At 46.5% G+C, this 19,368-nt stretch carries 15 protein-coding genes; 6 read left to right on the forward strand and 9 right to left on the reverse strand.

All coding sequences use genetic code 11. The features are described 5' to 3' along the window. The first annotated feature begins 149 nt into the window (after positions 1 to 149). Positions 150 to 3,515, forward strand: coding sequence for a M14 family metallopeptidase (locus GA520_RS19635; protein ID WP_163338936.1), 3,366 nt, complete (start codon positions 150 to 152; stop codon positions 3,513 to 3,515). Here GA520_RS19635 and GA520_RS19640 read toward each other — a convergent pair whose 3' ends face one another. Beyond that, the gene (locus GA520_RS19640; RefSeq protein WP_163338937.1) at positions 3,516 to 4,457 is read right to left on the reverse strand and encodes a hypothetical protein; all 942 of its coding nucleotides are present in this window, start codon (positions 4,455 to 4,457) and stop codon (positions 3,516 to 3,518) included. It lies immediately after the preceding gene. Positions 4,458 to 4,742: 285 nt separating this feature from the next. Here GA520_RS19640 and GA520_RS19645 point away from each other — a divergent pair, with 285 nt between their 5' ends. From GA520_RS19645 to GA520_RS19665, 5 genes are read left to right on the forward strand one after another with little or no spacing between them, the layout of a single operon-like run. Further along, entirely contained in the window at positions 4,743 to 6,296 is a 1,554-nt protein-coding gene (locus GA520_RS19645) for an ABC transporter substrate-binding protein (RefSeq protein WP_163338938.1), read from the forward strand. A 13-nt stretch (positions 6,297 to 6,309) separates the two neighbouring features. Further along, a complete protein-coding gene (locus tag GA520_RS19650; RefSeq protein ID WP_163338939.1) occupies positions 6,310 to 7,320 on the forward strand; it encodes an ABC transporter permease in 1,011 nt (336 codons plus the stop codon). Next, on the forward strand, positions 7,313 to 8,152 hold the full coding sequence (locus tag GA520_RS19655) for an ABC transporter permease (RefSeq protein WP_163338940.1): 840 nt from the start codon (positions 7,313 to 7,315) through the stop codon (positions 8,150 to 8,152). The genes GA520_RS19650 and GA520_RS19655 overlap by 8 nt, the downstream gene beginning before the upstream one ends. Beyond that, positions 8,149 to 9,126, forward strand: a complete 978-nt coding sequence (locus tag GA520_RS19660) for an ABC transporter ATP-binding protein (RefSeq protein ID WP_163338941.1) — start codon at positions 8,149 to 8,151, stop codon at positions 9,124 to 9,126. The genes GA520_RS19655 and GA520_RS19660 overlap by 4 nt, the downstream gene beginning before the upstream one ends. Further along, positions 9,123 to 10,088 (forward strand): ABC transporter ATP-binding protein, encoded by a 966-nt coding sequence (locus GA520_RS19665; protein ID WP_163338942.1) that lies wholly within the window; start codon positions 9,123 to 9,125, stop codon positions 10,086 to 10,088. Before GA520_RS19660 ends, GA520_RS19665 begins: the two co-directional genes overlap by 4 nt. A gap of 138 nt (positions 10,089 to 10,226) precedes the next feature. On the opposite strand, the gene GA520_RS19670 is transcribed toward GA520_RS19665, so the two are convergent. From GA520_RS19670 to GA520_RS19705, 8 genes are all read right to left on the reverse strand, one after another. Continuing rightward, a complete protein-coding gene (locus GA520_RS19670) occupies positions 10,227 to 11,105 on the reverse strand; it encodes a DMT family transporter (RefSeq protein WP_163338943.1) in 879 nt (292 codons plus the stop codon). 393 nt (positions 11,106 to 11,498) lie between these two features. Further along, positions 11,499 to 12,899, reverse strand: coding sequence for a Fic family protein (locus GA520_RS19675; protein WP_163338944.1), 1,401 nt, complete (start codon positions 12,897 to 12,899; stop codon positions 11,499 to 11,501). A 442-nt stretch (positions 12,900 to 13,341) separates the two neighbouring features. Next, complete coding sequence (locus GA520_RS19680; RefSeq protein ID WP_163338945.1) at positions 13,342 to 13,971, reverse strand: hypothetical protein; 630 nt, start codon at positions 13,969 to 13,971, stop codon at positions 13,342 to 13,344. Between the two features lie 143 nt (positions 13,972 to 14,114). Then, the gene (locus tag GA520_RS19685; protein ID WP_163338961.1) at positions 14,115 to 15,188 is read right to left on the reverse strand and encodes an alcohol dehydrogenase family protein; all 1,074 of its coding nucleotides are present in this window, start codon (positions 15,186 to 15,188) and stop codon (positions 14,115 to 14,117) included. 397 nt (positions 15,189 to 15,585) lie between these two features. Continuing rightward, on the reverse strand, positions 15,586 to 16,497 hold the full coding sequence (locus GA520_RS19690) for a glycine betaine ABC transporter substrate-binding protein (RefSeq protein WP_163338946.1): 912 nt from the start codon (positions 16,495 to 16,497) through the stop codon (positions 15,586 to 15,588). 144 nt (positions 16,498 to 16,641) lie between these two features. Beyond that, entirely contained in the window at positions 16,642 to 17,373 is a 732-nt protein-coding gene (locus GA520_RS19695; protein WP_163338947.1) for an ABC transporter permease, read from the reverse strand. Further along, entirely contained in the window at positions 17,370 to 18,038 is a 669-nt protein-coding gene (locus GA520_RS19700) for an ABC transporter permease (RefSeq protein WP_163338948.1), read from the reverse strand. Before GA520_RS19700 ends, GA520_RS19695 begins: the two co-directional genes overlap by 4 nt. Then, entirely contained in the window at positions 18,035 to 19,183 is a 1,149-nt protein-coding gene (locus tag GA520_RS19705; protein WP_163338949.1) for an ABC transporter ATP-binding protein, read from the reverse strand. The genes GA520_RS19700 and GA520_RS19705 overlap by 4 nt, the downstream gene beginning before the upstream one ends. Positions 19,184 to 19,368 lie beyond the last annotated feature (185 nt).

A 19,368-nucleotide genomic window follows, 5' to 3' on the forward strand; every position in this document is an offset into this window, starting at 1 on the left:
AGATATTAAGCCTCTTTAATCTAAAACATTTGATTAGCTGTATATATCTAATTCTCTAAGCTTATCTGGTTAGTATTTAGTCAAGATAAGCACTTAAAAAAATGTCAAATGTTATTCTTTAATCTGTCCCAAGCATCAAACAAATGCTGATGAAAAAATATACTTCTAGCAATCCTTCCCAGGTCGACCTGGGACTTTTATGGCCAACCAACGATCTTTTTACTGATGTCGACGGTGATGGATATGTAGATCAGCTAAATATTGAGCTTGGTATTGCACCCAAACTAGTAAGCGGATACATCTGGGCGGGCCTGATCAACCTGGCAGTGCGTCTCAATATTGAGTGCAATGGGGCTCATATCAAAAAATTGCGCTGTCTGCGAAACCCAAAACCAGGAATGTTGCTCGTCAGGGAGTCTTCGAGCAAATATGAACAGGCTGCGCTACTCGAACAGGCTGTTGAAGGTGGTTGGATTCTCACTGGAAACAGCCCGTATGCAATTAATCGCGTTCTCAATAGCCTGGCAACAGCACCACTTCGACGATACGATACTCCAGTGAAGAAAATTGAAATCCATGGTGATGACACGTCTATATGCGTTATCAGCTGGAGTGGTATTCCAACTGTGTCCCGAATAAAACTACCTGCCATCCAAGCAAAAAAACATGAAGAGGTCAATGAACCGCCAGCAGGGTTTGATCTCATATCAATGAACAAAGCACTTTTTGTCGAATCTACAAGAGAAGTCCGGGGGACCTGCCTGAATTTAGGACTGGATTTGCCTGAAGAGCTTTCGGCAGATTTGGGTCAAGCTCTCTTTGCCCACATGGGAGCAGCGGTTTCCCGTGCTACCGAGGTAACTCTACCAATGGCTCATGTTGGTAATTATAGCGTGCAGAATATTTGTATAAAGATTGTTGAAAACGAAAACACAGAGGCTTGGCTGCGTGTAAACGACAGGAACCTCCTGGCCTCTGGTAGCAGTAAGCCACTGGCGCAACTCTTCAAAAAACTAACGCAACTTTGGTTTGAAACTGATGCGCCGGGAGGTGAGGTACTTGAGGCGTGGCGCTCCAGATTCCATAAAGCAGCGCTTCTTGCGGCCGGTGCTGGCAGAACGGGCTCCTTGGTACATAAAATAGTAAAAGGCCAGCACATACCTGACGTACCAGGCAAACAGCATCAGAGAGTTGCTTCTGCGTGTCGTTGTGTCGGGATTCCAGAACCAAAGCGATTGGCAAAAAAGCCGACCATCGTGCGTAAATCTACATGGCAAAGTGAAGCAAGAAGGATTCTTGCCCTAGTAAAGAAAATCCCTGAGGGTACAGGCCAGGTAACGGTGAGAGCTTTTCTTAGTGGTTCATATACCTTTCGAAACGACTTTAAATCCATGTTGGAAAAGTTATTACGAGAGAAAGGATACGACTCTGAAATCATAAACCTGCGAGCTTATAAACCTGCCGTCAGCTGGTTATTGGAAGCAATTGAACCTAAGTTGCCACCTACAGTGGAGAGACTGGAAATCAGTTGTTCTCCCTTTAACCAGAAAGGCCAGATGGAAATGGGTTCCAGATGGGTTCAGGAAATGTACCCTGCACCGGATATTGTTTGTCAAAAAAGGGGATGGACGCTTGATCGGGTTCAAATGAGCATGAATCCTGATCAGGAGGAAGCCTATCTGGTCCGCGCATTTAACGGTGAAGACGAATTACTGATTGAAGAAATGCTTACCCCACCCTTTTCCCAAGTCCCCTATTTGCTTGAAAATGAGGTCGATCGTTTTTCCTATCCGGTTTGTGCCTCTATAGAGGTACGCAAAAACGAGCAACTATTGCTCAATCATAAGCTACCTACCGATCGTGAGCTCTTCTGGCACCGTTTTCAGCAATCGTGGCTCCCTGAGATGGAGGCTATCATGATCGCCTCCCTGCCTGATTTAGTAGAAGATGAAGCACTAGCTTTTTGGGAGGAAATTCGGTTCGAGATAGCAATAGGGGAAGGGCAGGAAAAGCTCGATTTTGCTGAAGAACGAACTGCTCCCATGGAAGCTTTGCATGAAGACATTTACTTTGGTCTGCTGGCCTTTTGTAAGGCTTTTTGCCAGCGACATCGGGTAAACAATTCCCTCAATCTGGGCAGAATCGTACCAATGGTTAATGCAGACCATGCAGGTGATCCAGTCGTAAAGCTGAGGTTAAAACCGGTACAATCAGTTTCACAGGTTGTAGAAAATAAGATTGAGGTATTCGCTGTCGGTTACAGTAAAGGACTCATCATTGCCGAGCTTGGCTATGGGCAGGAAGAATTACATGACTCGGAACTGAAAAAGCTGGCTGTCGCAGCAGACTGCTTTGGGTATAGGTTTTTGGTTAGAGAAAGAAAAATCATACTACGGATGAGGCCTGCACCCAAAAGGGTAGCCAATGAATCCGTTCAAGAGGTCCAAAAGCCGGACATCCAGTCTATACCAACAGGTGAAGAGATTGAGGCATGGAGCAGGAGCTTAAATGGTCAACCCGGCATGGAGGTATGGCGAGTTGGGCAAAGCCTCATGGGCCGCGACATTCTTGCAGTGGAGGCAATATCAACTGGTAGAATGCAAGCTGGCAGAGCCAGACTCCTTAAACCCACACTCTTTATTAATGCCCGCCACCATGCAAATGAAATTTCCGGAACCAATGGGGCTATAAAACTCCTCTATGATCTTGTACAGGAACAAAACAAGACGACATCTGCCGGAATCCTGGCAGGTATCAACGTGGTTGTCGTGCCAGTTGAGAACCCCGATGGTGTGGCGACCTTTGAAGAGATGCTGCCTAAGGCACCCGATCACAAGCTGCATGCGGCCCGTTATAACTCGCTCGGTATGGAGTGGTACGATCAGTATTTAAACCCAGATACTGTTTTTAGCGAAGCAAGAGTAAAAACAAAACTCTATGAACGTTGGTTGCCGGAATATATGCTTGATCTGCACGGAGTTCCCAGTCATGAGTGGGAGCAACCTTTTGCTGGATATATCAATCCAGACTTTCGTGAGCATTGGATACCGCGATCCTTTGTCTACGCCATAATACCTTACTATGATCAGCCGGAACACCCTGGAGGGTCGGAAGCAAGAGAACTCGCACAAGCATTATCAACAGCCATGGGCGCAGAAGCAGATATAGCAGAGCTCAACAGGGAAATTTACGACCGATATGCACGTTATGCAAAGGCCTTTGAACCTGAAGTCTATCATTCCGAGATGGCGGGATCACTTGTTGTGGAACCACCATGCGAACGCATCAGTGAAATCAATTTTGCAATCCGAAAATGGCCACTGGTAAAAAGTGAAGTGATAACTGAAGTACTCGATGAAGTTGCTCGTGGTCCCTGGCTTGGACGCTGCACAAGGGCTCATCTCACGGTTATCCAATCCATGATAAAACGGATGCAAGGAGCAGAGCGCTTAACTCTTAGGTGTTATGAGAGGACAGGTGGAATTACCTTTGCGTGGACTAAAGACTCTGGTTGATTATTTTTGATCTGCTATAATTTCTTCCAGAAACTGTTCAACTGCTACCCGCTCTTTATATTCCGGCAGAACCCATCCTTTAATGGACTCCAACTCCTCATGAAAAGTCTGCAGGATTACAGGATTACTTGTAGAAAAACCGGCAAGCCTTCCCGGGCGTTCTCCTGCTACATAGTGACCAGGTTTGGCGCAGAAGTTAAACTGGACATCAGATCCATCTTGAGGATGTTTGATGGAAAAGAGCATGTAGGAGCACACGCCTGTGATGAGCACCTCCAGATTTTTGTACTTCCGGTGGTAATCAAGCAAGTTTGATACATGTTTCCTCCGCCAGTACGTCTCTTTAGGATCATCGCATTTCTTAACATAGTCCTGAAGGCACTGCCGGCAGATGTAATGCGTTATCCTGCCGTTTTTCAGGTTAGTTTCAAACTGGGCACGACGCACCCGGCCCAGGGTTTCAAGGAGTTCGGCATAAAGGGGATGGGCTGCAACCAGGTGACTATCACTAAAGGTTCGATGTCCGGCTTCTCGTATACAAACCGTGGGGCGATCGTTGATTATTATCTGGTCTCCCGGCACATATTCCATGGCATAGACAGCCAGCTCGTAGGCATAAAAATCTCTTAAAGGAAAGAGAGCTGTCGTTATCTTGCGCTTGTGGGCCGACTCGATAAAGGCATCAATATCATCAGCGGATAGACTTGCTCTATCAAAAATCTTGAGCATATCGTCTATCCGGTTTAGATTCATGTTGAGAGCTACGGCGAGTCGAAGGAGTTTTTTCCGGTCAACGTTAATGATGTTGCCCTGCTCCAGATCACGTATATAGGTGTTTGTCAGCCCGGAAGTTGCAGCGACCTGATTGCGAGGCATCTTGCTGGATGCGATCAGGTCACAGATCAATTCCGCTCTTTTCTGGCGTTGCTTGGATGTTGACATTATGCCGCTTTTTCCTCCGTGATGTCGATGAGACTGCTTGTCCGGATTGGCGGGGCCTAATCGACATAAATTACAATTCAAGGAATAGTCTAAGTCTATTAAACCATTTTTGTTATGATATTTAAAGCGGTTTTATCTTTCATATTAAGCTGCTTTAATATTTTACTTGACTTCGAATCATAATAGTTTTTAGATTTGATCGATACAAGGCAGTGTTAGATGGTTATAACCATCTGATTAGACCATCGTTGGGAAACTATTAAGTACACAACAGGGAGAATGCGTATGCGTAGATTATTACTAGCATTTTGGGTCGTAGCACTGATGCTGCCCAGCGCTGTGAGCGCAGGAGAGGCAGATACTCTGATTTGGGGGCGAGGTGGTGATTCTGTAAGCCTCGATCTGGCCCAGGCAACCGATGGAGAGTCTATCAAGGCTGGAATTCAAGTTCTTGAAAACCTGGTTATCTTCGGTAAGGACAGTATGGACGTTGAGCCCCAACTCGCAGAGTCCTGGTCAATATCCGACGACGGTCTGGTCTGGACCTTCAAACTGCGTCAGGGAGTAAAGTTTCATGACGGCGAACCCTTCAACGCAACTGCAGTTTATGATTCCTTTGCACGTATCATCGACAAAGAACACCCTCTCCACAGTTTCGGCAAATGGCGCTACCTCAGTCTTTCCCTTAAACCAGTTACTGAGATTAAAGTGGTTGATGACTACACCATTCAGTTGGTTACGGAAAAGCCTTTCGCACCACTTTTGAACAATCTTGCCCTCTGGCTGTGTCCTATTCTCTCGCCCAAAGCCATGCATGAATATAAGGATCAGATTGGTCAGCATCCTGTTGGAACCGGTCCTTTCAAGTTCGTCAAATGGGATAAAGATGACCAGATCGTTTTTGAGCGTAACAATGATTACTGGGGTGAAAAAGCCAAAGTAGAAAAAATCGTCCTGAAATCGATCCCAGAACCATCTGCGCGTCTTATGGCCCTGCAATCGGGAGCTATTGATATCGCTGACGATCTCGATCCTGATTCAATTAAGCTTGTAGAAAAAAATGATCAACTGGCCATGATCAAGCGACCGAGTGTCAATGTTGGCTACCTGGCACTAAATACCGAAAAGTCCTACTTGAAAGACCCGAAAGTTCGTATTGCGCTTAGTCACGCTATTGATAAAAATGCCATCGTCCAGTCAATCTTCCAGGGTATGGCGATTCCTGCTAAAAACCCTTTTGCCCCTTCAATCTGGAGCTACAACGACTCAATTAACCCATATGAATATGACCCGGCAAAAGCCAAGAAGATGCTCAAGGAAGCAGGGTTTGATTTTGGGCGTACACTTGAGTTATGGGCGATGCCGGTAAGCCGTGCATACATGCCTGATCCTGTTAAGACCGCTGAACTCATTCAAGCCTACCTTGCTGCCGCCGGTGTTAAGGCAAAGATCGTTCGTATGGACTGGGGTGCGTATCTGAAGAAGACCTCCAATGGAGAGCATGATCTCTGTATGCTTGGGTGGCTGGGTGGTAACGCCGATCCGGATAATTTCCTTTACGGACTGCTTTCTGCCGATACCGCCAAGACTCCCGGTGCTTCAAACGTTTCACTTTGGAAAAACGATGAATTTACTGAGCTTTGTAAAAAAGCTCAGGTTGTCTTTGACAAGACAGAAAGAACAGAGTTGTACATGAAGGCCCAGGTGATCGCCCATGATGAGGCTCCATGGATTCCACTGGTTCACACCACTATTGTCCGGAGCTACAACAAGCGCTTGTCTGATGTTCCCCTGCGCCCCAACGGGTTGAACAGCTTTCAGATGGTTGGTAAAAAGTAAAGGATAGTAAAGCATGACACTGGGATACATCTCAAGACGGTTTTTTCACCTGCTCTTGACCATGTTTGGGGTCTCTGTACTGGTTTTCCTGATGCTCAGGATGATCCCTGGAGACCCCGCCCAATTACTTCTCGGAGAGTTTGCCAACCCTGAAGAACTTGCCAGTCTGAGGCAGCAGCTTGGTCTCAACGAGTCTCTTATCACACAATACTGGATCTACTTAAAGGACATCCTGCAAGGCGATCTCGGTAACTCCATGCGCTCCAATGCGCCGGTCTCGGCAGAAATCTGGGTACGTCTGCTTGCCACCCTGGAACTCTCAATGGTGGCAATGCTGATTGCTACAATCGTTGGTATTGCAGCAGGGGTGCTATCCGCTTCACGACAGTATTCTTTATGGGATTACGGTTCCATGTTTCTTGCTCTTCTGGGTGTTTCCATGCCGATCTTCTGGCTTGGCTTGATGCTCATCTACTTTTTTTCGGTAAAGTTCCCTCTACTTCCAATGATGGGTCGAATATCCCTTGGCATTGAGGTCCCTGATCTAACAGGTCTCGTAGTGCTCGACTCAATGCTTGCCGGTAACTGGGCGGCATTTATATCTTCACTCAAGCATCTCATACTTCCTGCTTTTACCCTTGCGACTATACCCATGGCCATAGTTGCACGTATTACCAGGAGTGCCATGCTTGAGACAATGAGCAAGGATTATGTGAGGACAGCCAGAGCTAAAGGTATGAGTGAGTTTGTCGTTATCATGCGGCACGCTCTCCGCAATGCTTTTTTACCAGTGGTGACAGTTCTTGGACTGAATCTAGGGCTTTTGTTGGGCGGTGCGGTGCTGACTGAGACAATTTTCAGCTGGCCAGGGCTAGGCCGTTATGTGGTGGATTCTCTCTCAGGCCGTGATTACGCAGCGGTACAGGGCTGTATTCTTGTCTTTGCTGCGCTTATGGCGACAATTAATCTTGCTGTGGATTTAATTTACGTTCTGCTCGATCCGAGGATCAGGGTCCATGAATAGTCTGGAAGCACTAAAAGATATGAGGCAGAGCGTCAGTGCTATCACCGGCCTGGGCCTAATCTGTATTCTTGTTCTTATTGCACTGTTCGGTCCGTGGATTGCTCCGGCGGATCCGCTCATTCCTTCACCGCTCATCCGTTTGCAGGGTCCTAGTATAGACCATCTCTTTGGCACGGACAGCCTTGGTAGGGATATCCTGAGCCGGGTGATTTACGGTACCCGGATTTCACTTATGATCGGTGTCATATCTGTTGGTATCTCGATTATCCCAGGCACAATTCTTGGTCTTTTTGCGGGATATTTTGGCAAAAGAGTGGACAGTGTTATCATGCGCTGCATGGATATGCTGCTCGCTTTCCCTGCCATCCTGCTAGCCATCTTTATCACAGCTATTCTGGAACCGAGTCTTACCAACACCATGGTGGCCGTGGGTATTGTCTATATCCCTCATTATGCCCGGATTGTGCGTGCCAGTGTACTGAGCCTGAAAGGCCAACTTTTTGTCCAGGCCATTGAACATCTTGGGGGGAGCCACCGAAGAATAATTTTTAGACACATCCTGCCCAACTGTCTACCGCCAATTATCGTATACGCAACTCTTGGCATGGGGACTGCAGTTCTCCAGGCTGCAGCCCTTGGTTTTCTGGGCCTAGGTGCTCAGCCTCCCTCACCTGAATGGGGTGCCATGTTAAGCGAGGGACGACAGTACATTCAGCTGGCTCCTCATGTCGCCGCCTTCCCCGGCGCGGCCATCCTTCTTCTCGTCTTAGGTTTTAATCTCTTTGGTGACGGACTACGTGACGTTCTTGATCCCTCCTTGAGGTCGCAATGACAGAACCAGTTCTGAAAATAGAGGGGTTGAAAACTTGTTTCACCACCAAACGTGGTATGCTTACCGCTGTGGACAGGGTGAGTCTGCATGTTAACGCCAGGGAGACCCTTGGCATTGTCGGAGAATCCGGCTGTGGAAAATCGGTTACGGCTCTTTCTGTGCTCCAATTACTGCCCAAGCCACTTGCCCACATAGAAGAGGGTAAAGTTCTGTTTAACGGAAAGGATCTTGTGAGTGATCCTGATATTGACATACGAGCAATCCGGGGCAACCAGATCTCTATGATTTTCCAGGAGCCCATGACTTCCCTTAATCCGGTCTACAATGTAGGCTTTCAGATTATGGAGCCTCTTAGAAAACATCGTAATATGGGTGGCGCTGATGCGAGGCTGGAGGCCATACGATTACTAGAACTGGTGGGTATACCGGAGCCTGTATCAAGGATAGCCGATTATCCCCATCAACTTTCCGGTGGAATGCGGCAGCGTGTGATGATTGCCATCGCTCTCGCCTGTCAGCCTGCCCTGATAATTGCAGATGAGCCCACAACAGCTCTTGATGTCACCATCCAGGCACAGATTCTTGAGCTAATGAAAAGCTTGCAGCAAGAACTTGGCATGGCGATCATGCTGATCACACACGATCTGGGCGTTGTCGCCGAGACCTGCCATAGGGTTGTGGTTATGTATGCAGGTAAGATCGTCGAGTCAGCGGATGTGGACGAGCTTTTTACGCGCCCTCTGCATCCATATACAAAGGGCTTATTTGATTCTCTGCCCCAGCGCGGTAGACGTTCTGCTCTCAGCACCATACCAGGGGCTGTCCCCAGTTTACTCAACCTGCCAGAGGGTTGTTCTTTTCAAGATCGTTGCCGATACGCTGTCCAGCAATGTAAACAAGTTCCGCCATGGCAAGAGACGGATAAGGGCCATGGCGTGCGGTGCTGGTATGCTCTGAGAGGTGAACTGCGATGAACGAGGTAATTCTCGAGGCGACGGATGTCTGTAAATATTACCCGGTCCAGAGCAGCGGGTTCGGAGCCAGAAAAGGAATTGTCCGTGCAGTGGACGGTGTAAGCCTTGCCGTCAAGGCCGGGGAGGTCTTTGGTCTGGTTGGCGAGTCTGGCTGCGGTAAGTCAAGCCTTGGCAGGTCGTTGCTTCGCCTTGAAGATCCAACGAGTGGCAAGGTTGAATTTGAAGGCGGCAATCTTTGTGCATTAAAAGGGGTTGAGCTTAAACAGTTTCGCCGCCAGGCTCAGGTTATTTATCAGGATCCTTATTCTGCGCTCAATCCCCGCCAGAAAGTATGCAACATCATTGGTGAACCACTGATTATTCACGGGATTGGTGACAAAAAAGAGCGTGAAAAGCGAGTTCAATTTCTGATGGAGGTGGTGGGTTTACGCCCAGGCCAGGCAAGGCGTTACCCCCACGAATTTTCCGGGGGACAACGCCAACGTATTGTTATTGCCAGGGCATTGGCCCTCCAACCTAAATTTATCCTAGCAGATGAGCCTGTTTCGGCTCTCGATGTTTCGATTCAGGCTCAGGTTATTAATCTGATGCAGGAGCTACGCGCGCAGTTCGGGCTCACCTATATTTTTATATCCCACGACCTTTCGGTGGTGGAATATATTTGTGACCGAGTGGCCGTAATGTATCTCGGCCGACTGGTTGAACTCGCCGACAAAGAGACCTTTTATTCAAGCGCTCAACACCCGTACAGCCAGGCTTTATTATCAGCGGCCCCTACACCAATACCCGGTGCCAAGGTAAAGCGTATCATGTTGCAGGGTGATGTACCAAGTCCTATAAATCCACCTGCCGGCTGCCCATTCCATCCCCGTTGCCTTGAGGCTACTGAAGTTTGCAGAGAAGCGCGGCCCGATTTTAGGGAAATCTCTCTAGACCATAGGGTAGCCTGCCACCACAGATAGACTCTGTTCTCTAAGAGGGGGGCTTTTAGGGCTTTGTCACACAAATAAAAATCAACCTTGATTGCTGGTTATGAATTGTGTGAATCAATTTGCTAAATAATGAGCATTTGAGGATAGGTCTTCATACATCTCAAAATATCAGTGCGGTTGCATCAGTCTTCTAAGACGCTGTTCGATATTCAAGCTAACCAATAAAACACCAGTCAGAGTCATGGCTCCCCCAAGTATGAGTTTCCAGCTATTCTGATCTCCGAACCACCATGTTCCGAAAAATGAGGCAAGCAAAGGAGCCAGAAGCATAAGGGGGGTGACTGTTGACACGGGGTAACGTGCCAAGAGGTAATAAACCAGGCCGTGCCCGATGACGGAGGCCCCAATAGCTGAATACAGAGGAGACCAGAAATCTATGATATTGAGTTGGGTCAAAATTTGATAATGGTTTGATTCAAAAAGGACACTAAGGATCAATAAAGAAGGAGTTGCAATCAAAGCTATCCAGGCCTGAAGCCGAAATACCCCCATATTAGGAAATTGGCGCATGAGTATAGTGCTGAGCGCCATAACAAAAGCTGCCCCCATGACCCATAGTACAGCGTCAAGATGGTTAAATACTATTGGATCAAAACCTATAACGAGGATGCCAAGAAAGGCTAAAGCAATAGCCATTACTTTTATTAGAGAAAATTGTTCTTTTAAGAAGGCAGCTGCCAAAATTGCAGAAAATGGAACGTATAATTGGGCGGTTATGGCTATGGACGCAATATTGGCACCGGCATTTAGGCCGATGAACATCATGCTGAAATGGCAGACACCCATAAGAAAAGCCACCTTAAGGAGCGGTTTCATATAACCGCGAGTTGGTCGCAGCCAAGGCAACATGATTAGCAGCAGGAAAAAGAAACGTATACAGGTGAACAACAGCGGCTGGAAATTGTTTGATCCGATTTTACCAGCGATGAAGTTAAAACCCCAAGCACAATTAGCAAGCAGGGCAAGGATGATATGGATTAATTTCATTCGTGAAAAAATCTGGGGACAATGTTGAGGGCTTCTTGGGTTTGGGTAGGCAAATACTATGCTTGTATAACCAATATCACGGGATATCCAGAATAAAATGGTCTAAGGAAGAATTTGCGTATTCACTAAAAGTAAGATCAATTTCGGATTATAAGGTTCCACCCATTGTATATAACGAATGTATGTAATTGATCAACCTTCTGGTTGGTATTGAAAAGACAAACATCACAGCGAGAGGCCTGACCTTCTCTTTGGGAAGGTAAAGCCCGCAGTGGCTCCATTCTAACGAATTTCCGCAGTGGCAGGAGTGCTCACTATAGGAAACATCTATACCTGATGCATTGCCAATCACTTAGGATTGGCAATGCAAGTCAGAAATTCTAAATTGAACCGTTAACGCCAAATCTTTTCCCAATTCGAAAATTCTAACGGGCGGATTCCGTACCGAGCGAAATTTCCCTCATGCAGGTTGCTTAGCTCTGTTTCGACTACTTCAATAAAGCGAGGTTGATCACTGGGTGGAATCCCTGATTCGGAACAGCTTGCTATTCGATGTGCAGCCTCCCGTTTATCCATGCAACCACGCACTACCTCGGCCACAATATCTTTTATCTGCTGCCGATATCGTAACCTGAACGGATCGGGGCTACCAAGAGATTGTCTAGTAGCAGAATAGCGCGCGCATGATCGTTGATAAGCCCAAACAAATACATCACGCAGTAGTTCAACCTTGTTCAGCTCATAAACAGCAACTGTTCCATCAATGTAGGCTTGATCCGGTACATCAAGAAACGAGAGAGGACAAAGATTCCGGCGAATCAGCGGGATATTGGCGGCGAGTCGGGAAACACGTTTGTTTACATCCAGAAACGGCTGCAGATATGGTAGATGTACCATAGCAAAAAATGCCTGTTCGAATGGATCCTCTATTTCTGAAGCAAGAGACAAGATTTGTCCAAAGCATTCATCTATCAGTTGCGGTATTTCCAAGGGATGAAATACAGACCCGCCGATCAGTACCGGGACAGCTCTCAATCGACCACACGCCTGTGGATCCGTGAGAAGATTGTTAGACAGTAGAGCATGAAGGTTAAGAATAGTGTATCTGTTGAATCCTACGTCGACGGCCTGCTCCACTAGAAGTTCGATTGCATCTTTGTGGTTTAGGAGCATCTGGGTTTCCATAGCCTTCTTTCCTTCTGCCGCTTCACCTAGCTCAAGAAGACGTTCGGTTTCCAGGAGTGAATACGTATTTCCTTCTAATCGACTGGAGTTCCATGAAAGGTCAACTAAAAGTCGATTATAGATCTGCCTGGCATAGGTTCCAGCTATTCGATTTTCTTCCGGTGAACGGCCAATCTCAAAAAGCTGCTGTCGAATTTCTGCTGTGAGATAGAATGTGCTGTTCGGTCGGTATGAATCAAGAAAATTACGATTATATCCGACAGGTCTGCGGTGCTGGATAGGCTTGCGAATGGCCTTTTTACATTCTTCTCCGCTCGTTGATAATGAGATATAGACTTCTTGGCGCGCGATGGGTGTGGGGATATCGGGCTCTTCTTCTATTTTCGATTCACCGTTGATTATTGGCAAACGATAATGAGTTGCCCTCGCCCTACCTTCTTTTATGAGGCTTTTTTGCTCTACAAGTAGAGCCAAACGCCTCTGCAAAGTCCGACGAGTAATTCTGCCTTCAAGCATTAAATAGATCTTTTCAATGCCAATCCCGTTAGGGGAGGTGGCCACAACTTCTATAATGCTTTCCAGGTCCTCTTGAGAAATATGTTTCGGCATAGTGTTTTATTATGGCGCGATTTTCAGAATCGCGCCATAATAAAACACTCTTACTGGCGCAAAAAACTATTGAGCCATTTGATGTGGCACAATTAATAATGCTAATCTATTGCACTTTATGTCACTTGATGCAGTGTGAATATGACGCACAAACTCAGGAAGTATCTCAAGTTACCCGTAAGCATCCTTGAGGATGTCTTTGGTAAGATAAGTTTTGCAGTTGCTCCATTACTGATCAATTTCAATCAAATAGTCAGCTTTACCTGCACAAGAAGCAGTGTAAAACCGTCCCAAGCAAGTTCTTCTTTGGCTTGGCAATAATGGTTCAACGGCCAATAACGTTCAAACCGTATGTTTGTATCAGTAATGATGATTGGCTTGCAGTGCGGAGTGTGAATTAAGCAAAATCACCTTTCATTCATTTTTTTTTATTATCAAGAGCTCATAGTAAGATGATAATCGATGAAGGTAGATTCTTTGCAAGTTCAGAACGAAAACGCTTCTGAAAATCATTGCGAATAGCTGTATGGGGAGGATTACCTCTGCTACGGTGTATTATTTTGTAGGCAACAGAAGCACCGCTGGTCACCTCGATAGGAGACTCACACAGAAAAGCTTCTTCTTTTTGGTCAACAACCTGCATCCACCCTTTGAAATAGCCAGGATAAAATGTTCTGTGATCGTCCTCTTCCAGACTCCCCCCTTGGTTGATCACTCCTTCATGTGGTCCACGAAAAAACTCCAAGTTGGGTGGGACAGGCATACGATTGTGTGCAGAATGATCAGGGAGAATCAGGACAAGGTATCGGGTCAGAGCAGATTTTACCTGTTTGGCCTCCCATTCGCTGAAGTATTCACGGGAATCACGGTTTTCTAAGATTTTTTCTGGAATTAACCAAGACCACTGTTCATCCTCTTGAGTAAGTTGTACACGCTCTTTTGCGGAGAATTGGTCCAGGAAAGGTAAATACACTAACGTCAGAGATAGCTCTTCAAACACAATTTTGGGAGAACAGGAGACCAGAGAGGCCGCTGCTCTTGAAGCAATACCTTGCGTGTAGAGCTTGTGCATTGTCTCATATTGGGCAAACGCCTGCTCTGAGTCGGAGACGGGTGGGAGGAAATTGAGGAGTAGGATGAAAGAGAAGAAAGAAACAACAAGGCATCCTAATCCTACAATTACAATCTTACTCGTAGACTTGAAGAATTGAAGAATCATTTCAGAGGAGGCGGAATCAAAACAAATTTACCCACATGTTTTTTCTCAGTGAAAGCGCGCTGTGCTTCCACGATTTGGTCCAGCGGTAACGTCTTCGCAAGTAGCGGCCGTATTTCCCCTTTCTCGATATAAGAAATGAGGTTTGGGAAAACAGGTTCATCCCATGCGGTACAACCTATCATTGTCAGATCTTTCAGGTAAAAATCACGCATATCGAGTGTCACTAATGGACCGCCAATGGCACCCGAAGAGACATAGCGCCCACCTCTCTTCAGCACCTTCAACATCTCTCCAAAGGTTTCTCCTGCCACGTTGTCAACGACGACGTCAACAGATCTATCCCCAAGGGCGGTAACGATGTTGTCCCCACGAGCGATGATATGATCTGCTCCAATTGATTGCACCTGTTCAAGTTTTTCCCTCCCGGCAATTGCCGTCACAACTGCTCCCCGGCGTTTTGCCAACTGTACTGCGGCGGACCCGACACCGCCCGACGCTCCGGCAACCAAGACATGCTCGCCCTTTTTAACTTTTGCCCTGTAGACCATGTTTTCAGCCGTACCGTAGGCACAGGGAATTGTGCCAAGTTCGGCATCACTCCAGTCACAGTCTACAGGAAAAACCTCCTCAGCCCCAATTTTCACGAATTGGGCGAATGCTCCATCAAAATCTGAGGCCATCCAGATATTCTCCAATGAGTTCCAGCCAGAACTGCGAATGCATGGCCGTACCAATACACGCAGGCCAATGGTGCTTTCGTCCCCACCAGGGGCAACTGCGACAATACGTCCGCAACAATCAGTCCCCTGAATAAAAGGAAAAGGGGTCGCCTCGTTCCAACCACCGTCTGCTTTTATTTTTGCTTCTTCCTTTTCGGCATCTGTCAGGGCTTCCGTACCTGCCTTGACAGAAGAGGAGTACCATCCAAGACGGGTGTTGATTTCAGTATTGTTTACTCCGGCTGCGAGGACTTGCAGAAGCACCTCCCCCGGACTAAGGGTTGGGATCGGAACGTCACGATATTCGAGTTTATCGTACCCACCGTTGCCGGTCGTAACAACCGCTTTCATTGTTGCATTGCACCCCTTGAGATCAAAACGATCTTTGGGGGGAATCATTTCCGATTTATTAACCATGGCTTCCATTTTATTTTCTATAAATAATGTTGAAAATATTGATTACGCACTTTCTGATATGCGGTTTGATAATCGATATGATCTCATGCACTGATTACCAGCTATCCTCAAAAATCCCCCCTAAAGACATATGAATCAAGTACCTTACACCTGAAAAACTGTAATAAAAAACAAGAAACTTAGAAGTGTAGATTGAAATTTTGTGGTTGGAAATACCCACAAGGTACTAATCGGCAATGAGGATTGTAAATGTGAGAACAATACTCTGTTTTTGAGTGCTAAGGGAAGGGGGAAAAAAGATGTTTTCCCCCCTTTACGATCTGCGGTAATCTTATTTGATCAGATTTTTACTCTTGAGCCAATCCATAGCCACATCGTGAACTGGTTTGTGGTCTACGTCCACGGCCTTGTTGAGTTGCTGCATCTCTTCCGTGGTTAAGTTATCCGCAAGCGGTTGTAATATGGTTTCGATCTCTGGATACGTATCAAGGATTTCCTTCCTCACAACAGGTACGGGATTGTACACGGGGAAGAAAGATTTGTCGTCTTCAAGATTGACGAAGCCGAAGGCCGCAATTCTACCATCTGTTGCAAAGCCCATTGCAGAATTGACCTGCTCTTCTTTCAATGCCTGGTAGGTAAGACCAACAGACATTTTTTTGACCTGATTGGGAGGAAGTTTGAAATTATACATTTTCATAATGCCTTTAAATCCATCAGGACGCTCCCAGAATTCCGAATCCAATGCGAAAATCAGGTTGTCCGGATTTTTTGTGACGTAGACTCCCAGATCGGAGATACTCTTGATTCCGAGTTGCTCAGCTTCTGCCTTACGCATCATCAGGGTATAGGTATTGTTGAACTTGACAGGATCGAGCCAGATAAGACCCTTCTCGGCGTCGGCTTTTTTGACATAGTTGTAAACCTTCTCGGGAACTGTCATTACTTCTGTATCTTTCTGCTTGTAGTAGAGAGTGTATGCCGTACCTGTGTACTCGTAATAGAGGTCAAACTGGGCATTCTCCAGTGATTTTCTGGCGATCACCGACCCGACCCCTGTCTTCAGCGTAACATCGAACCCTGCCTGTTCCAGAAGGATGCCGGCGAGTTCCGGAAGAATCAGCTGCTCTGTATAATTTTTACCACCCACTATCAGGCTTTTATCCTTGGCAAGGACACTGCCTGGTACAAGTAATGTCAAAATAAATATTGACGGAAGAATAAATTTACATATCGTTTTCATGTCATATCTCCTGTTAGGCTCTTGACTGAATGTCAGAGAGTTTTCGTTTACAAGGATTTGAACAAGGAATACGTTGAATTGATTTTGTTCAAATTCCTGGTTAAGTGCTTTTTTTGTGCAAAAAATCAGAACCCCACACCTCTCCTACTTGGAAAGACGCAACCCCCTTGAGATCATAGCTAGTCCTAGTAGTTCAGACAGAAAATCAGCCAAAAGTGCCAGTAGTGTTACCGGAATAGCACCAGCCAGCAGCTTATCCGTCTGCATAAGACTTATTCCTGTGAATATGAGGTCTCCCAAGCCTCCGGCCCCAATGACATAAGCGAGCGCGGCTGTGCCGATATTAATTACCATGGCTACCCTGAACCCCGTGAGAATCACCTCCATGGCATTTGGTAGCTCCACCTCCATGAGAATTTTCATAGGGGGCATTCCCATGCCTTTCCCGGCATCTATGAGTTCCGAGGGCACTGCGGTAATCCCGGCAAGAGTATTTCTAGCGATGGGAAGTATGGAGTAGATGGTCAGCGCGAATACCGCCGGCTTCGTGCCAATACCAAGAAAACTCATAGCCAGCGCCAGAACGGCAAGGGAGGGGATAGTCTGTCCCAGTCCAATAATATACATGCAGACCCCGGCGTACCTGCGAAACCGACGCCTGGTAAGCACAATTCCTGCCATTACTCCTATGATCGTGGCAAAGCCCATACTTAAGGTCACCATGTACAGGTGCTGGATGAACAATGCCATGATAACGGGATATTCGTATGGATCAGAGAGGAGTTCAACAAGACCCGTTCGTTCAAACGTTATGCCAACAATCAGTATGATAACCGCAAAAATAATCCTGTATAATTTTGCAAATAGTCTATTCATCGCGAAAGCTTCCTTTGTACCCTGATGCCCTCAGGCGTTGCAATCCTTTCCAACAGTGCCATCCCTCCGTCTACGATTATGGCTAGAAGAGAGACAAGTATGGCGCCGCTCATTATCATCTCCGGATATACCCGGGCTATACCCTGCTGAATATACACCCCCAACCCTCCAGCTCCGATATATGTGGCGATAGCTGCAACTCCTATATTCATGACGGCAGCCGTCCTCAATCCCGCAATAATTACTGGTGTGGCCAGCGGGATTTCCAGCTCTCGCAAAAGTTTCCATTTACTCATACCCATACCTCTGGCTGCGTCCACCAGTGCAGGAGGGACATTTTTTATGGCTGTATAGGTGTTTCTGATAATGGGGAGCTGACTGTAAAGAACCAGGGCTATGACAGCAGGAACTTTTCCCAGGCCCATATTAAATATCGCAAGAAAGGGGAGCATCAGTCCAAACAAGGCGAGGGAGGGGATGGTCATAAGTATGTTGGCACCGTTCAAGACCCTGGGAGCAAATTGCTCGTGCTTGGTAATGAAGATACCCAAAACCACGCCGATTGGTGTGGCTATAAGGAGCGCTATCCCCACAATCCATATATGCTCCCAGGAGAGATACATAACCTCGCTAAAGTTATCTATTATGAATCGCAGGGTACTCATGAAATTACCTCGGTTTCAACATTTTCTGTTTCATCGGCGTAACTAGCTTTTACTGCTTTCTGTATGTCGTTGTAGGTTACCGTCCCGGCAAAATTTTTGTCTCCGTCCACAATGCAGAAGGTTGGGGTATTATACATAAGCATAGCCGAGAGAACGTCCCGGAGTGGAACTTTTTCACTCAGGTAAGTGGGAAATGATTCCACCACGTCCCGTACCGGCCCTTCTTCATAATTGAGAATTTTCTGCGTAACGAAGCCTATCGGTTTATTTTCTTCAAGCACTATGCCGTAGCGAGATTCCTTTGTTTTTAGAAGATGTAATGCTTCCTTGCAAAGGTCCGCTCCCTGGATAATATTTTTCGGCTTTCGGTTGATAATATCACTTACCCGCATAAGCCCTAGGACTTTCAGTGCCCTGTCGGCACCCACAAAGTCGGAGACAAATTTATTTTTGGGCTGGGTCAGAATCATTTCGGGTGTGTCATATTGTACCAGGCGTCCCCCTTCAAAGATGGCAATGCGATCACCCATCTTTATAGCTTCGTGTATATCATGAGAGACAAAGGCCACGGTCTTTTTCAGCTTTGCCTGAAGTTTAAGGAACTCATCCTGAATCTCTTCTCTATTTATGGGGTCTATCGCACCGAAGGGCTCATCCATGAGAAGTATTTTGGGGTCTGCAGCTAGTCCCCGAGCAACCCCGACTCTCTGTTGTTGCCCTCCGGAGAGCTCTGCTGGGTAACGGTCTCTGTACAAATCAGGGTCCAGGTTAGTCATTTGAAGCAGCTCATCAATGCGCTTGCTGATACGGTCTTCGTCCCACCGCAAAAGCTTAGGCACAACGGCGATGTTTTCAGCTATGGTTTTGTTTGGGAAGAGCCCGATGGCCTGAATAACATATCCCAGGCGCTGTCTGAGCTGGACAACATTGAGATCCATGATATTCTGATCTTCTATGGTTATGTTCCCCCGCGTGAGTGTCTCCAGTCTGTTGGTAAGACGCAGAGTGGTCGTTTTACCGCAGCCAGAAGGGCCGAGAAACACTACTACTTCGCCCTTTGGAAGGGTGAAGTTTATATTATCAAGGGCGGTAACGGCATTTTTCCCCTTACCGAATATCTTTGTTACAGATTCATAGGTTATCATTTGAGACCTCTTTGTTGTATATATTGCTTATATCTGTATAAGGCTATTCGTTGGATCAGAAATGATAGCTTAAAATAATTCCTGACTATCGAAAAGAGAGATTCTGGAGCTATCTGGAACTCCAAATGCTCCATTTAGAACAACAATTCTTTTACAGGCAAAACCTTAAATAACGGGACTTCAAG

Origin of the sequence: Desulfopila sp. IMCC35008 (assembly GCF_010646885.2) — a bacterium.
GTDB lineage: Bacteria > Desulfobacterota > Desulfobulbia > Desulfobulbales > Desulfocapsaceae > Desulfopila.